We start from the raw sequence: 13,972 nt of genomic DNA on the forward strand, positions 1-13,972 counted from the left end.
GATCTACAGGAACAGGTAGGAACAGATCGCCACCGCGGCGGCGACGGCCACCACGTCCGCCGTCAGCGCCGCCGCCAGGGTGTGGCGGATGCGGCGGATCTGCACCGCGCCAAAATATACCGCCAGCACGTAGAAGGTGGTCTCGGTCGAGCCCTGCAGCGTCGTCACCAGGTAGCCGACATAGCTGTCGGGGCCGATCGCCGGATCGTTGATGATCGAGGCCATCACGCCATAGGCACCCGAGCCCGACAGGGGCCGCAGCAGCGCCATCGGCAGCGCCTCGGCGGGCAGGCCGACGCGGGCGGTGAGGCCGCCGAGCAGGTTCACCATCACGTCCATCGCGCCGCTGGCGCGGAACATGCCCACCGCGACCAGGATTGCCACCAGGTAGGGGATGATGCGCAGCGCGACCTGGAAGCCGTCCTTGGCGCCTTCGACGAAGACCTCGTAGATGCGCACCCCGCGCAGCACGCCGAAGAGCAGGAAGCCCATCATCAGGCCGGGAATGATCCACGGCGAGATCGCCTTGCCCCACAGGATCGTGGCCGGGATCAGCGCGAGGATCGCACCCAGGGCCAGGAAGGACACCCACAGCGGGTAGCCGCCGGGGTCTTCCGGCAGCGCCTCGCGCGCGGGATCGTCGGCCACCCAGGGCCGCTCCATCGCGGCGGCGGCGGGGTCGACCGGGCCGAGGGCCGAGAAGCGCTTGAAGATCAGCGCCGCGCTGATCGCGGCGATGGTCGCGCACACGGTGGCGAACAGCGTGGTCGGCAGGATGGCGGCCGGGTCGGCGGAGCCGGCGGCGGCGCGGATGGCGATGACGCCGGTGGGGAGCAGGGTGATGCCTGAGGTGTTGATGGCGAGGAACAGCGCCATCGAGTTGGTTGCCGTGCCGGGCCGGGGGTTGAGCTTGTCGAGCTCCTGCATGGCACGGATGCCGAAGGGCGTGGCGGCATTGCCCAGGCCGAGGGCGTTGGCCGACAGGTTGAGGATCATCGCCCCCATCGCCGGATGGTTGGGCGGCACCTCGGGGAACAGCCGCGTCATCAGCGGCCGGATCAGGCGCGCGATGATCACCAGCAGGCCGCCGGCCTCGGCGACCTTCATCAGGCCGAGGAACAGCGTCATCACCCCCACCAGGCCGAGGGCGAGCTCCACCGCGCCGCTGGCCGATGCGATCATGCCCGCCGACAGCGCTTCCATCGGCGTCTGCACGCCTTCGGCCGGAACATGGGCGAACTCGCGCCAGGCGGCGGACAGAAAGGCAATCAGGACGATGCCGAAGAAGATCCCGTTCATGGTCCCGCGCAGATCCGATCCAAAAAGCAACGCGCGGGCGAACCGCTTGCCGGTTCGCCCGCGCGTCTGGTTGCGACCGCGCCGGTCAGGCCGGCGCCATCATCAGCCCCGGGCCGCCTGCAGGATGGCGTTGAGCGTGGCGCTCGGACGCATCACGGCCTTGGTCTTCTCGGGGTCGGCCTTGTAGTAGCCGCCGATGTCGACCGGCTTGCCCTGCACCTCGGTGAGCTCGGCGATGATCTTCGCCTCGTTGTCGGCCAGCGCCTTGGCGAGCGGCGCGAACTTTGCCGCCAGCTCGGCATCCTCGGTCTGCTCGGCCAGACGCTCGGCCCAGAACTTGGCCAGGTAGTACTGGCTGCCGCGGTTGTCGAGCTGGCCGGTCTTGGGCGAGGGCGACTTGTTCTCGTCGAGCAGTTTGCCGGTGGCCTCGTCCAGGGTCTTCGCCAGCAGCTTGGCGCGCGCGTTGCCGGTCTTGATGCCGAGGTCCTCGAGCGACACCGCCAGGGCGAGGAACTCGCCCAGCGAATCCCAGCGCAGGTGGTTCTCCTGGGTGAGCTGCTGCACGTGCTTGGGCGCCGAACCGCCGGCGCCGGTCTCGTACATGCCGCCACCGGCCATCAGCGGCACGATCGACAGCATCTTGGCCGAGGTGCCGAGCTCCATGATCGGGAACAGGTCGGTGAGGTAGTCGCGCAGGATGTTGCCGGTCACCGAGATGGTGTCCAGCCCGCGCACCACGCGCTCGAGCGTGTAGCGCATCGCCCGCACCTGGCTCATGATCTGGATGTCGAGGCCGCTGGTGTCGTGATCCTTGAGGTAGGTCTTGACCTTCTTGATCAGCTCGTTCTCGTGCGGACGATAGGGGTCGAGCCAGAAGATCGCCGGCATGCCCGAATTGCGCGCGCGGGTGACGGCGAGCTTGACCCAGTCGCGGATCGGCGCGTCCTTGACCTGGCACATGCGCCAGATGTCGCCTTCCTCGACGTTCTGCGTCAGCAGCACCTCGCCGGTGGCGAGATCGGTGATGTTGGCGACGCCGTCCTCGGGGATCTCGAAGGTCTTGTCGTGCGAGCCGTATTCCTCGGCCTTCTGCGCCATCAGGCCGACGTTCGGCACCGTGCCCATCGTGCGCGGGTCGAAGTTGCCGTGCCATTTGCAGAAGTTGATCATCTCCTGGTAGATGCGGGCGAAGGTCGACTCCGGCATCACCGCCTTGGCGTCGTAGGGCTTGCCGTCGGCGCCCCACATCTTGCCGCCCTGGCGAATCATCGCCGGCATCGAGGCGTCGACGATGATGTCGTTGGGCGAGTGGAAGTTGGTGATGCCCTTGGCCGAATCGACCATCGCCAGCGCCGGGCGGTGCTCCTGGCAGGCGTGCAGGTCGCGGATGATCTCGTCGCGCGTGGACTCGGGCAGGGTCTTGATCTTGTCGTAGAGGTCGACCATGCCGTTGTTGACGTTGATGCCGAGCTCGTCGAACAGCTTGCCGTGCTTCTCGAAGGCTTCCTTGTAGTAGATCTTGACGCAGTGGCCGAACACGATCGGGTGCGAGACCTTCATCATCGTCGCCTTCACGTGCAGCGAGAACAGGATGCCGGCCTCCCGGCAATCGTCGAGCTCGCGCTCGTAGAACTCGCACAGCGCCTTCTTGCTCATGAACATCGAGTCGATGATCTCGCCGTCCTGCAGCGCGACCTTGGGCTTGAGCACGAGGGTCTTGCCCGACTTGGTGATGAGCTCCATCTTGACGTCGCGCGCCTTGTCCAGCGTCATCGACTTCTCGCCGTGGTAGAAGTCGCCGCGGTGCATGTGCGAGACGTGGGTCTGCGACCACTGCTTCCACTCGCCCATCGAATGCGGGTTCTTCTTGGCGTAGTTCTTGACCGCGGCCGGGGCGCGGCGGTCGGAGTTGCCTTCGCGCAGCACCGGGTTGACGGCCGAACCCAGGCACTTCGAGTAGCGCGCCGCGATCGCCTTCTCCTCGTCGGTCTTGGGGTCTTCCGGCACGTCGGGGATCGCGTAGCCCTTGGCCTGCAGTTCCTTGACGCAGGCCTTGAGCTGCGCGACCGAGGCGCTGATGTTGGGCAGCTTGATGATGTTGGTGTCGGGATCCTGGGTCAGGCGGCCCAGCTCGCCCAGGGTGTCGGGCACGCGCTGGGCTTCGGTCAGGTAGTCGGGGAACTCCGCGAGCACGCGGGCGGAGACCGAGATGTCGGCCTTCTCGATGTCGACGCCTGCCGGGCCGGTGAAGGTGCGGATGATCGGAAGGAATGCGCACGTCGCCAGCAGCGGCGCCTCGTCCGTGAGCGTGTAGATGATCTTCGATTTCCCTGCAGACATTGATTCCCCCTGGACCTTGATCTTTTGGTGAAGAACGGTGGCAGGCCTCGATTCGCCACAGTGGCAGCCGAGGCCATGCGCGCAACGACCGCGATCGTCGAAACCCGACATGCGGTGCGCGCGCATTTTCGCACTTCAGCGGCGCAGAAGGGAAATTTGTAGGTTGAATCAGCCGGCTGCGCTCAGCCCTGCGCACCCGCCGCCGCGTCGCGCCGCCGCCGCTGGCGGCGCAGCACCCAGCCGATGAGGCCGAGGGCCGGCAGGAACATCCATTCCGGCGCGATGCGATCGGCCGCGACCTCGACCGCTTGCAGCCTGAAGCCGGCCTCGACCCCGAGCTTCGCCGCCGGGCTGCCGAAGGCGACCGCGCGCAGCGCGATGCCGGCCTCGTCGACGACGGCGTCGATGCCGCTCGCCGCCAGCCGCGACACGGCAGCGGCCCTCGGCTCCCCGAGCGGCAGCAGCACCACGCGCTCCACCACCTCGCCTTCGAGGCGGCGGCCTTCCACCACTACCCGCAGGTGCGCATCGCGCGGCGCCTCGGCGATCGCCGCCTGGGCCGCGGCGCCTTCCAGCGCGCGGAAGGGCGGCAGGATGGGGTCGAGCAGCAGGCCGGGGTGGAACAGGATCAGCGCGGCGCCGAGCAAGGCCAGGCGCTCCCAGCGCGTGGTGCGCACCAGCAGCCAGGCCTGGTTGAAGGCAATGAAGACGAAGCCCGCGAGTGCCGCGCTGGCAATGATCAGCAGCGTGTGCGCCACGCCCTCCACGCCGATCATCAGCAGCTTGGGGTTGAGCACGAACATCAGCGGCAGCAGCGCCATGCGCATCGAATAGCGGAAGGCGATGTAGCCGGTACGGAAGGGGTTGGCGCCGGCGATGCTGGCCGCCGCATAGCTCGCCAGGCCGCCCGGCGGCAGCACGTCGGCGAGCAGGCCGAAATAGAACACGAACAGGTGGGCCGCGATCAGCGGCACCGCCAGACCGTTCTGCGCCCCGACGGTGACGATCACCGGCGCCATCAGCGAGGACACGACGATGTAGTTGGCGGTGGTCGGCAGGCCCAGCCCGAGCACCAGGCAGATCAGCGCCACCAGCACCAGCATCAGGATCACGTTGCCGCCCGACAGCACCTCGACCAGCTCGGTCATCACCAGGCCGATGCCGGTCAGCGTGACGGTGCCGAACACGATGCCGGCGGTCGCGGTCGCGATCGACACCACCAGCATGCCGCGCGCGCCGCTGACCGCGCCGTCCACCAGGTCCTGCAGCCCGCGCGCGAAGGCCAGCGCCAGGGCCTCGCGCTCGCCGCGGAACCACGCGTGCAAGGGGCGCTGGGTGAGCACGATGAAGACCAGGAACACGATCGCCCAGAACACCGCCGCCGTCGGCGACAGGCGCGCGATGACCAGATTCCAGGCCAGCACGCCCACCGGCAGCAGGAAATGCAGACCCGACTTCAATGTCGGCCCCGCCGCGGGCATGCGCGTGAGCGGCGCATCGGGCGCCTCGTCGGGCAGGGGCTGGCGCGCACCGAGGCGCAGCAGCAGCACGTAGGCCAATGCGAGCGCGAGCGCGGTCAGCCAGGCCGCAGCCGACGGCAGCAGCATGCGGCCCAGCGCACCGAAGGCCGACACCCCGAGCAGCACCGCCGCCACGCCGGCAAAGCCGGCGACAAAGCGCAGCACGCTGCGTTGCCAGCGCCGCGGCTGCAGCCGCGGCAGGCCGCGCAGCCCGGCCTTCACCGCCTCGAGGTGCACGATATAGAGCAGGCCCAGGTAAGCCACCAGCGCCGAGATCAGGGCGTGCTTGAGGACGTCCAGATAAGGAATGCCGACGTACTCGACCATGAGGAAGGCGGCCGCCCCCATCACCGGCGGCATCACCTGGCCATTGACCGAGGACACGACCTCGATCGCCGCCGCCTTCTCCGGCGGATAGCCGATGCGCTTGATGAGCGGGATGGTGAGCGGCCCGGTGGTCACCACATTGGTGATCGACGAGCCCGAGAACAGCCCGCTGGCCGCCGACACGCCGACCGCCGCCTTCGCCGGCCCGCCGCGCAGGTGCCCCACCAGGGCCAGCGCGCTGCGCACGAAGTAGCTGCCGCCACCGGCGCTCTCGAGCAGGGCGCCGAAGAACACGAACAGGAAGATGAAGCCCGCCGACACCCCCAGCGCGACGCCGAACACGCCTTCGGTGCCGAGCCACAGGTGCTCCATCGCCTTCGCCACCGAGGCGCCCTTGTGGGCGATCAGCTCGGGCGCATGCGGGCCGAGGAACAGGTAGACGAGCATCGCCAGCGCCAGCAGCACCATCGGCAGCCCGAGCAGGCGACGCGACGCCTCCAGCAGCAGCAGCAGTCCGGTCAGCGCCACCGCCAGGTCCAGCGTGCCCGGATCACCCGGATGGGCGCTGATGCGCGCGTAGAACAGCTGCAGATAGCCCGCGCACAGCGCGGCCACGGTGGCCAGGGCGAGATCGACCGGTCGCAGGCGGTAGCCACCCGGGCGACCCCAGGCGGGCAGGATCAGGAAGGTGAGCAACAGCGCGAAGGCCAGATGCAGCGAGCGCAGGCCGGCATCGCCGAGCACGAACACGCCGGCCGCGAGCGGCAGCGGCGACGCCGCCCACAGCTGCACGCCGGTCCACGCAAGCGCGATCACGGTCACATGCCTGCCGACCGTGCTGTCGGCCCCGGCGGCATGCGCCAGGGCCCTGTTCTCGCTGGGGAGTACTCCGTGCGTCATGGTTCGCCGGCTGTCGTCGTCCCGAGCCGGCATGATCGCACAGCACGCCGGCGCGGTCGTCCCTCGCACCCGCCACGACCGACGCCACCACCTCAGCGCCGCCTCCGCCCCTGCGCCTCTTCCGCTCCGGCCCGGGTGGTGGCAGTCTGCGCATCCGAGTTCCCTTCTTCGCGCAGGATGTAACGATGAGCCAGCTCTTCACGCCGATCGAACTGGGCCAGCTGAAGCTGCCCAACCGCATCGTCATCGCCCCGATGTGCCAGTACTCGGCCGAGGACGGCCGCGCCACCGACTGGCACCTGATCCACCTCGGCCAGCTCGCGCTGTCGGGCGCCGGCCTGCTGATCCTGGAGGCCACCGCCGTCACCCCCGAGGGCCGCATCACGCCCGCCGACCTCGGCCTGTGGTCGGACGACACCGAAGCCGCGCTCGCCGGCGTGCTCGCCAGCGTGCGCAAGTACTCCGACATGCCGCTCGGCATCCAGCTCGCCCATGCCGGGCGCAAGGCCTCCAGCCACACGCCATGGGACGGCGGCCAGCTCATTGCGCCCGAGGCCGGCGGCTGGTGCCCGGTCGGCCCCTCGGCGATTCCGCACGCGCCCGCCGAAGCCCCGCCCCTGGCGCTCGACGCGGCCGGCCTGGCCCATGTGCGCGACAGCTTCGTCGCCGCCGCGCAGCGCAGCGTGCGCCTCGGCCTCGATCTCATCGAACTGCACGCCGCCCACGGCTACCTGCTGCATCAGTTCCTGTCGCCGCTCGCCAACCAGCGCGGCGACGACTACGGCGGCAGCCTGGAAAACCGCATGCGCTTCCCGCTCGAGGTCTTCGACGCGGTGCGCGCCGTGCTGCCCGCCGGCCTGCCGCTGGGCGTGCGCATCTCCGCCACCGACTGGGTCGAAGGCGGCTGGGACGTCGCCCAGAGCATCGCCTTCGGCAAGGCGCTGCAGGCGCGCGGCTGCGATTTCATCCACGTGTCGAGCGGCGGCGTGTCGCCGCTGCAGAAGATTCCCCTCGGACCCGGCTACCAGGTGCCGCTCGCCGCCGAGATCCGCCAGCAGGTGGCCATGCCGGTGATCGCCGTCGGTCTCGTCACCGAAGCCGAGCAGGCCGAGCAGATCGTCGCCCGCGGCCAGGCCGACTGCGTCGGCATCGCCCGCGCCATGCTCTACAACCCGCGCTGGCCGTGGCACGCCGCGGCGGTGCTCGGCGCCACGGTGAAGGCCCCGCGCCAGTACTGGCGCTCGCAGCCAGCGACGCACAAGACCCTGTTCGGCGACATCCGCATCGGACAGCGCTGATGACGCAGGGCCGCAACCCCGTCGCGTCCGTCGCGTCCGTCAACCTCGCCGGCACCGCCGCTGGCGCGGCCTCGTGCTTCGTCTTTCGGGGCCATCAACTGCTGGTGAGCGCGACCAGCGGCCTGCCCGTCACCGGCCGCCAGCAGCTCGGCGCCCGGCCACCGCTGCGCATGTTCGAGTTCCTCGGCCCCGCCGGCGAGCCCTGCTTGGTCGCCGAGTTCGAGCGCGAGCGCGAGCCGCCGCCCGGCCATCGTTTCGAACACCTGAAGGCCCTGCTCGATACCCTGCCCGCCGCCACCCGCAGCGCGGCCGCGCGTGCGCTCGAGCTGCTCGAGTTCGACCGCACGCATCGTTTCTGCGGCAGTTGCGGTGCCCCCACCGCGCTCGCGACCGGGCCGATTGCGCGCCGCTGCACCAACCCGGACTGCGGCCATGAGCACTATCCGCGCGTGTCACCGGTGGTGATCGTCGCCGTCGAGCGCGGCGAGGAGATCCTGCTCGGCCGCTCGCCGCACTTTCCGCCCGGCTTGTACAGCACCCTGGCCGGCTTCGTCGACGCCGGCGAGTCGGCCGAGCAGGCGGTACACCGCGAGATCCACGAGGAAACGCGGCTGCAGGTGCGCAATCTGCGCTATTTCGCCAGCCAGCCCTGGCCCTTCCCGCATTCGCTGATGCTCGGCTACCAGGCCGAGTACGCCGGGGGCGACATCGTGTGCGCGCCCGCGGAGATCGAGGACGCCCGCTTTTTCCACGTCGACGCCTTGCCGCCGGTGTTTCCGATGCGCTATGCGATGGCCAACCAGCTGCTGCGCGATTTCTGCCGCCGCCACGGCCGGCCCTGGCCGCCCGCGGGCTGAAGGCGGACGCTCAGGCCGGCGCCGATCCGGCCGCCGCCAGCGCACGCAGGTCGCGGCGTTCGACCGCCTTCAGCACCAGCAACAGGGCCGTCCCCAGCACCATCGCCGCCGCCGCCAGGTACAGCCCGCCGGCGTAGCTGCCGAACACGCCGCCCAGCCAGCCGGTGACGGCCGGGCCGATGATCTGCGCCGCGCCGTAGGAGAGCGTCATCTTGCCCATCATCTTCGCCGGCCGCGTCGGGAAGTAGCGCCCGGCCATCGTCAGCACCAGGCTCACCATGCCGATGAAGGTACTGCCGAACAGCAGCGCGCCGCCGATCGCGCCCACCAGGCCGCCAACGGTGAGCGGCAGCACGATGCCGCCGATCTGCAGCACCGCCGCCAGGATGAGCGCATTGAGCTCGCCCGTGCGGCGCGCGATGAGGTCCCACACGATGCAGGCCGGCGCCGCACCCAGGCCGATGACGAGGAAGCTCAGCGTGCCGTGGCCGGCCAGGCCGGGCAGGCGGTCGACGATGGCGACGATGAAGGTCGCGCTGATCACGTAGCCGACGCCGGCGCAGAAGTAGGCCGCCATGAACAGGCGCAGGAAGAGGGCGCTCGGCGGCCTGTCCTCCATCGCCTGGCCCGTCTTGGTCGTCGTGCTGCGATCCGGCGCGGGCAGCCAGGCCAGCGCCGGCACCAGCAGCACGCAGGCGATCGCGGTAAAGGCCAACCACTGGCCGCGCCAGTCCAGCCAGGTGCTCATCAGCGCCACTGCCAGCGAGCAGCCGGCGATGCCCAGGCCGATGCCGCTGAAGTGGATGCCGAGCTCGCTGCGGTGGTCATGCCGGATCAGCCAGTTCAGGATCAGCCCGGTGCCGAGCAGCATCGCGGCCGATGTGCTCAGTCCGGCCACGAAGCGCGACACCGCCCACACCGTGAAGTCGGTGCTCAGACCCATCATCAGCGTGCTGAGCACCGCCACCACCATGCCGATACGATAGAGGCGGTCCTTCAGCACGAGGTCGCTGATCAACGAGGCGATGAGCGCGCCGCAGAGGTAGCCGCCGTAGTTGATCGCCGCCAGCCAGCCGCCCTCGGCCAGGCCCAGCCCGGCCTGCGCCTGCATCACCGGCAGCAGCGGCGTATAGGCGAAGCGCGCCACGCCCATCGCCAGCAGGAGGCTGAAAATGCCGGCGCCGAGCACCTTCATGCGTTGGATCTGGTCTTTCATGGGCGGGATTCTTGTGGGTGGGTCGGGGGCCGTCGGCGGCGTAGCATACTGGCGCAGGGCGACGCCTGCACGTGCACCGCCGGTGCGTTGCCTTGCCGGATGCATCAGCCTATCTTGACAAGGGCGGGCGACGGTATCGCGCAGGCGACATCCGACACCAGCCTCGCCGCGACTCGATTGGGGAGCCCCACCATGCCACACGTCACCTTCATCCACGGTCTTGCCAACAAGCCCGAGGCGCAGAAACTCTACGAGATCTGGCTGCGCGCGCTGGCCAAGGGCGATGGCGGGCTCGACCTCGCCGCCGAAGGCGTCAGCAGCCGCCTGGTGTACTGGGCCGACGTGCTGTACGCACAGCCCGACCCCGATGTCGCCGCCTACGAGAGCACGGCCGAGCGCAGCGCCGAGGAAGTCGACGCCAGCGGCAACCCGCCGCCGCCGGTCGCCGCCAACGCGCGGGAGCAGGCCTTTCTCGATGCCATGCGCGCCAACTTCACGCGCCTGAGCGACGCCGAGATCGCCGCCGCCGAAGCGGCCGAGGCCGCCGCCGGCGCCCCGCAACCCGCCACCGCGCCCGGCGCCACGCCGCTCGAGCGCATCCCGCTGCCCTGGTGGCTGAAGAAGCGCATCATGGCCGCGCAACTGCGCGACGCCCATCACTACCTGTTCAACGTCGAGCATTCGCCGCGTCCCGGCACCACCTATCGCGTCCAGACCGAGATCCGGCATCGCTTCATCGATGCGCTGAAGGCGGTCGACAGCGACCGCCACGTGGTCGTCGCCCACAGCATGGGCACCTTCATCGCTTACGACTGCCTCAAGCGCGTCCCCGACTGCCCGCCCGTCGACGGACTGATCACGCTCGGCAGTCCGCTCGGCATCGACGAGCTACAGGACTGCTTCAAGCCCGAATGGACGCGCATCGACGGCTACCCCGCCAGCCACCTCCGCGACGCCTGGGTGAACCTCTTCGACCGCCTGGACGTGGTGTGCGGCGCCGACCCGAAGATCGCCAACGACTTCCTGTCGGCCGGCCTCAAGCGCATCACCGATACCGAGGTGAACAACAGCGGCTGGTGGCGCCACTCGCTGGTCAAGTACTTCGGCCAGCCCGCGCTGCGCGACACGCTGCGCCGCCTGCTCGAGCTGTAAGGCCACGGCGATGCCCGCACCCGAACCCCTCGGCGACGCCCCCGCCGAAGACGCCCTGGTCCGCCAGACGCAGGCGCTGCTCGCCGACTATCCCTGGCGCGATCTCGACGCCCGCCCGCCATCGCTGCTTGACCAGCTCGAGCGCTTGCGCAAGCAGCGCCAGTTCGCCCTCCTCGCCCAGCTCGCCGACCGCCTCGCCCGTCACGCCCCGGCCGACGCCCGGGTACGCCGGCTGCAGGTGCAGGCCCTGATCGAGTGCGGCCAGCCGAGCGCGGCGATCGACGTCGCCCACGCCGCCCTGCGCCGGGTGGACGCAGGCGAAGCCGAATGGGCCGAGCTGCACGGCCTGCTCGGCCGCGCCTGGAAGCAAATCTTCATCGACGCCCGGCGGGCGCTGGCGCCCGGCGACCTCGATGCGCTCGGCAACGCGGTGCGCGCCTATCGCAAGCCCTACGAGGCCGACCCCGGCAACACCTGGCATGCGATCAACCTGGTCGCCGTCGCCGCCTGCGCCGAGCGCATGCAGTTGCGCCGCGCGCCCCGCCTCGACCACCGCGCGCTCGCCCGCCAGATCGTCAGCCACCTGCACGACGCCCCCGCCGCCGATTGCTGGCATCACGCCACACTCGCCGAAGCCTTTCTCGCGCTCGGCGAGCTCGACCGCGCGGAGCACCACCTCGGCCTCTTCCTGCGCCAGGAGCCCAAGGATCTCGAAGCCTTCGCCGTCGCCAGCACCCTGCGCCAGTTCGAGCAGGTATGGGAGCTCGCCAGCGCCGGCGAGCGCGAGCGCGGCCTGCTCGAGGCGCTGCGCACGCGCCTCATGCAACTGTCCGGCGCGCGCCTGCAGCTCGACCGCGACGACCTGCAGCGCCTGCAGCAGGCGCCAGAACCGCCCGCCGCCCAGCTCGAGGCCATCCTCGGCGCCGATGGCACCAAGTCCTACCGCTGGTGGCAGACCGGGCTGCGCAGCGCGTCCTCGGTGGCCTCCATCCGCGCCGGGCTCGACGCCCGCATCGGCACCGGCTTCCTGGTCGCGGCCGAGGATCTCGGCCTGCCGCCGGTGGCGCGCGCACTGGTGCTGACCAACTTCCATGTCGTCAATGCCGAGGCCAGCAGCGGCGCGCTACGCGCCGAGGACGCCAGCGTCGTGTTCGAGGCTGCGGATGCCGAGCGCAGCTACGGCGTCGCGCGCATCGTATGGAGCTCGCCGGTCGACCGCCACGACGCCACGCTGCTCGAGCTCGACGCCCCGCCACCGGCCGGCGTCGCCCCGCTGCCCTTTGCCAGGCGCCTGCCGCTGCAGCCCGAGCAGGGCCGCAGCCAAGTCTATGTGATCGGCCACACCGGCGGCGGCGGCCTGGAGTTCTCCTTCCAGGACAACGAACTGCTCGACCACGAAGGCCCCGCCGACAACCGCTTCGACGGCACGCCCTGCCGCCTGCACTATCGTGCGCCGACCGAAAAGGGCAATTCGGGCAGCCCGGTGTTCAACGCCGCCGACTGGCGCGTCATCGGCCTGCACCACGCCGGCGGCGTGCTGTCCAAGCTCAACGGCAAGCCCGGCACCTACCCGGCCAACGAGGGCATCGCGATGCTCTCCATCGTCGCCGCCCTGCGTGGCGGATAAATGCCGCGCGCCGCTTCCCTGCCACTCGACCTTTCAAGACCGGAGTCCCTCATGAGCCTGCGTCCGATCTGTTTCATGGTGATGCCCTTCGGCACCAAGGACACCGGTGCCGCGCCACCGCACCCGCCGCGCGTCGACTTCGACGCTTTGTGGACGAATGCCATCGCCCCGGCCCTGGAGTCGCTTGGCTACCGCGCCGTGCGCGCCGACCAGGACACCGGCGCGGTAATCGTCAAGGAGATGCTCGAGCGCCTGTTCTTCGCGCATCTGGTCGTCGCCGACATCAGCATCGCCAATGCCAACGCCTACTACGAGATCGGCGTGCGCCACGCCGCGCGCGAGGACAACTGCGTGCTGATCGCCGCCAACTGGGCGCAGCCGGTGTTCGACCTGCAGCAGATCCGCCGCATCGCCTATCCGCTGGCGCACGAGAAGCCCGACGCCGACGAGGCGCAGGCCATCCAGGCGGTGTTGACGAAGGCGATCCCCGAGGTGCGCGCCGGGCGCTCGCCGGTGCATGCCCTGATCAGCGGCTACCCCGACATCCCCGCCGACGACCGCCGCGCGCAGGAGCTGGCCGACCAGCTCGAGGCCTTCGAGGCCCTGCGCGGGCGCATGCTGGCGATCCGCAACATGCCCAGGGAAGGGCGCGCGGCCGCCGCCGAGGCCTTCCTCGCCGACAATCCGCCCGCCGACATCCAGCTCGACGCCACCGCGATCGAGATCTTCCGCTTCGTGCGCGACGTGCTCGGCGACTGGCCCCGTACGCTGGCATTCATCGACGCCCTGCCCGAGGCGATCCGCCGCAGCCCCTACCTGCAGGAGCAGCGCGCGCTGGCGCAGAGCTACCAGGGCTCGCCCACCGACGCGATCGCCGCGCTCGAGGCCATGATCCGCAGCTTTGGCGACAACCCCGAGCGCAGCGGGCTCATCGGCGGCCGCTACAAGAAGCTCTACAACGCCTCGGTGGCGGCCGGCAGGCCCGATGCACGCATGCTCGACCGCGCCATCGAGGCCTACCAGCGCGGCATGCTGCTCGACCTCAACGACTACTACTGCAGCTGCAACCTGCCGGCGCTGCTGCGCGAACGCGGTGACGACGGCGACGAAGCCCAGGCCGAAGCCGCCGCCTGCGCCGCCCGCCTCGCCTGCGAGCGCGCGCGCCAGCGCGGCAACCCCGACGAATGGCTCAAGCCCACCCTGCTCGGCCTCGCCTTCGCCGAACACAACCTGCCCCTCGCCCGCCAGCTCACCCGCGAGGTGGAACGCGAGGGCGCCGCCGCCTGGAAACTCGGTACCACGCTGGCCGACCTGCGCCGCCACCTCGCGCAGATCACGGACGCCGCCATGCAGGCGGATTTCGGCGCACTGATCACGCGCCTGGAGGCGGCGCAGGGGGATTGAGGATCGCTGCCGGAACGGCCGCCGTCGCGCCC

Annotated in this window: 9 protein-coding genes; 5 read left to right on the top strand and 4 right to left on the bottom strand. The window is 70.3% G+C overall.

All coding sequences use genetic code 11. The features are described 5' to 3' along the window. Positions 1-3 precede the first annotated feature (3 nt). From ACMV5O_RS11575 to ACMV5O_RS11585, 3 genes are all read right to left on the bottom strand, one after another. Positions 4-1,299 (bottom strand): nucleoside recognition domain-containing protein, encoded by a 1,296-nt coding sequence (locus ACMV5O_RS11575; protein ID WP_416163617.1) that lies wholly within the window; start codon positions 1,297-1,299, stop codon positions 4-6. A 102-nt stretch (positions 1,300-1,401) separates the two neighbouring features. Next, a complete protein-coding gene (locus tag ACMV5O_RS11580) occupies positions 1,402-3,639 on the bottom strand; it encodes an NADP-dependent isocitrate dehydrogenase (RefSeq protein WP_416163618.1) in 2,238 nt (745 codons plus the stop codon). 182 nt (positions 3,640-3,821) lie between these two features. Then, positions 3,822-6,386: a TRAP transporter fused permease subunit gene (locus ACMV5O_RS11585; RefSeq protein ID WP_416163619.1), complete on the bottom strand. Its 2,565-nt coding sequence runs from the start codon at positions 6,384-6,386 to the stop codon at positions 3,822-3,824. Positions 6,387-6,571: 185 nt separating this feature from the next. Between ACMV5O_RS11585 and ACMV5O_RS11590 the strand changes: the two genes are divergently transcribed. After that, the gene (locus tag ACMV5O_RS11590) at positions 6,572-7,684 is read left to right on the top strand and encodes an NADH:flavin oxidoreductase/NADH oxidase (protein ID WP_416163620.1); all 1,113 of its coding nucleotides are present in this window, start codon (positions 6,572-6,574) and stop codon (positions 7,682-7,684) included. Continuing rightward, entirely contained in the window at positions 7,684-8,541 is an 858-nt protein-coding gene (gene nudC, locus ACMV5O_RS11595) for an NAD(+) diphosphatase (protein WP_416163621.1), read from the top strand. The genes ACMV5O_RS11590 and nudC overlap by 1 nt, the downstream gene beginning before the upstream one ends. 10 nt (positions 8,542-8,551) lie before the next feature. Here the strand turns inward: nudC and ACMV5O_RS11600 are convergent, their stop codons facing one another. Beyond that, entirely contained in the window at positions 8,552-9,757 is a 1,206-nt protein-coding gene (locus ACMV5O_RS11600; protein WP_416163622.1) for a YbfB/YjiJ family MFS transporter, read from the bottom strand. 192 nt (positions 9,758-9,949) lie between these two features. Here ACMV5O_RS11600 and ACMV5O_RS11605 point away from each other — a divergent pair, with 192 nt between their 5' ends. From ACMV5O_RS11605 to ACMV5O_RS11615, 3 genes are read left to right on the top strand one after another with little or no spacing between them, the layout of a single operon-like run. Continuing rightward, complete coding sequence (locus tag ACMV5O_RS11605; protein WP_416163623.1) at positions 9,950-10,909, top strand: esterase/lipase family protein; 960 nt, start codon at positions 9,950-9,952, stop codon at positions 10,907-10,909. Positions 10,910-10,919: 10 nt separating this feature from the next. Then, positions 10,920-12,536, top strand: coding sequence for a serine protease (locus ACMV5O_RS11610; RefSeq protein WP_416163624.1), 1,617 nt, complete (start codon positions 10,920-10,922; stop codon positions 12,534-12,536). A gap of 51 nt (positions 12,537-12,587) precedes the next feature. Continuing rightward, positions 12,588-13,940 carry a tetratricopeptide repeat-containing protein gene (locus tag ACMV5O_RS11615; protein WP_416163625.1) on the top strand — a complete coding sequence of 451 codons (1,353 nt, stop codon included), beginning with the start codon at positions 12,588-12,590 and terminating at the stop codon, positions 13,938-13,940. The last annotated feature ends 32 nt before the right edge of the window (positions 13,941-13,972 follow it).

It is taken from the genome of Thauera sp. WH-1 (assembly GCF_047806685.1).
Lineage (GTDB): Bacteria > Pseudomonadota > Gammaproteobacteria > Burkholderiales > Rhodocyclaceae > Thauera.

Bases quoted from the DNA above. Each gene is read 5' to 3' on its own strand.
- ACMV5O_RS11590 (WP_416163620.1), top strand. From the start codon at position 6,572: ATGAGCCAGCTCTTCACGCCGATCGAACTGGGCCAGCTGAAGCTGCCC.
- nudC (WP_416163621.1), top strand. From the start codon at position 7,684: ATGACGCAGGGCCGCAACCCCGTCGCGTCCGTCGCGTCCGTCAACCTC.
- ACMV5O_RS11575 (WP_416163617.1), bottom strand. From the start codon at position 1,299: ATGAACGGGATCTTCTTCGGCATCGTCCTGATTGCCTTTCTGTCCGCC.
- ACMV5O_RS11600 (WP_416163622.1), bottom strand. From the start codon at position 9,757: ATGAAAGACCAGATCCAACGCATGAAGGTGCTCGGCGCCGGCATTTTC.
- ACMV5O_RS11605 (WP_416163623.1), top strand. From the start codon at position 9,950: ATGCCACACGTCACCTTCATCCACGGTCTTGCCAACAAGCCCGAGGCG.
- ACMV5O_RS11610 (WP_416163624.1), top strand. From the start codon at position 10,920: ATGCCCGCACCCGAACCCCTCGGCGACGCCCCCGCCGAAGACGCCCTG.
- ACMV5O_RS11585 (WP_416163619.1), bottom strand. From the start codon at position 6,386: ATGACGCACGGAGTACTCCCCAGCGAGAACAGGGCCCTGGCGCATGCC.
- ACMV5O_RS11580 (WP_416163618.1), bottom strand. From the start codon at position 3,639: ATGTCTGCAGGGAAATCGAAGATCATCTACACGCTCACGGACGAGGCG.
- ACMV5O_RS11615 (WP_416163625.1), top strand. From the start codon at position 12,588: ATGAGCCTGCGTCCGATCTGTTTCATGGTGATGCCCTTCGGCACCAAG.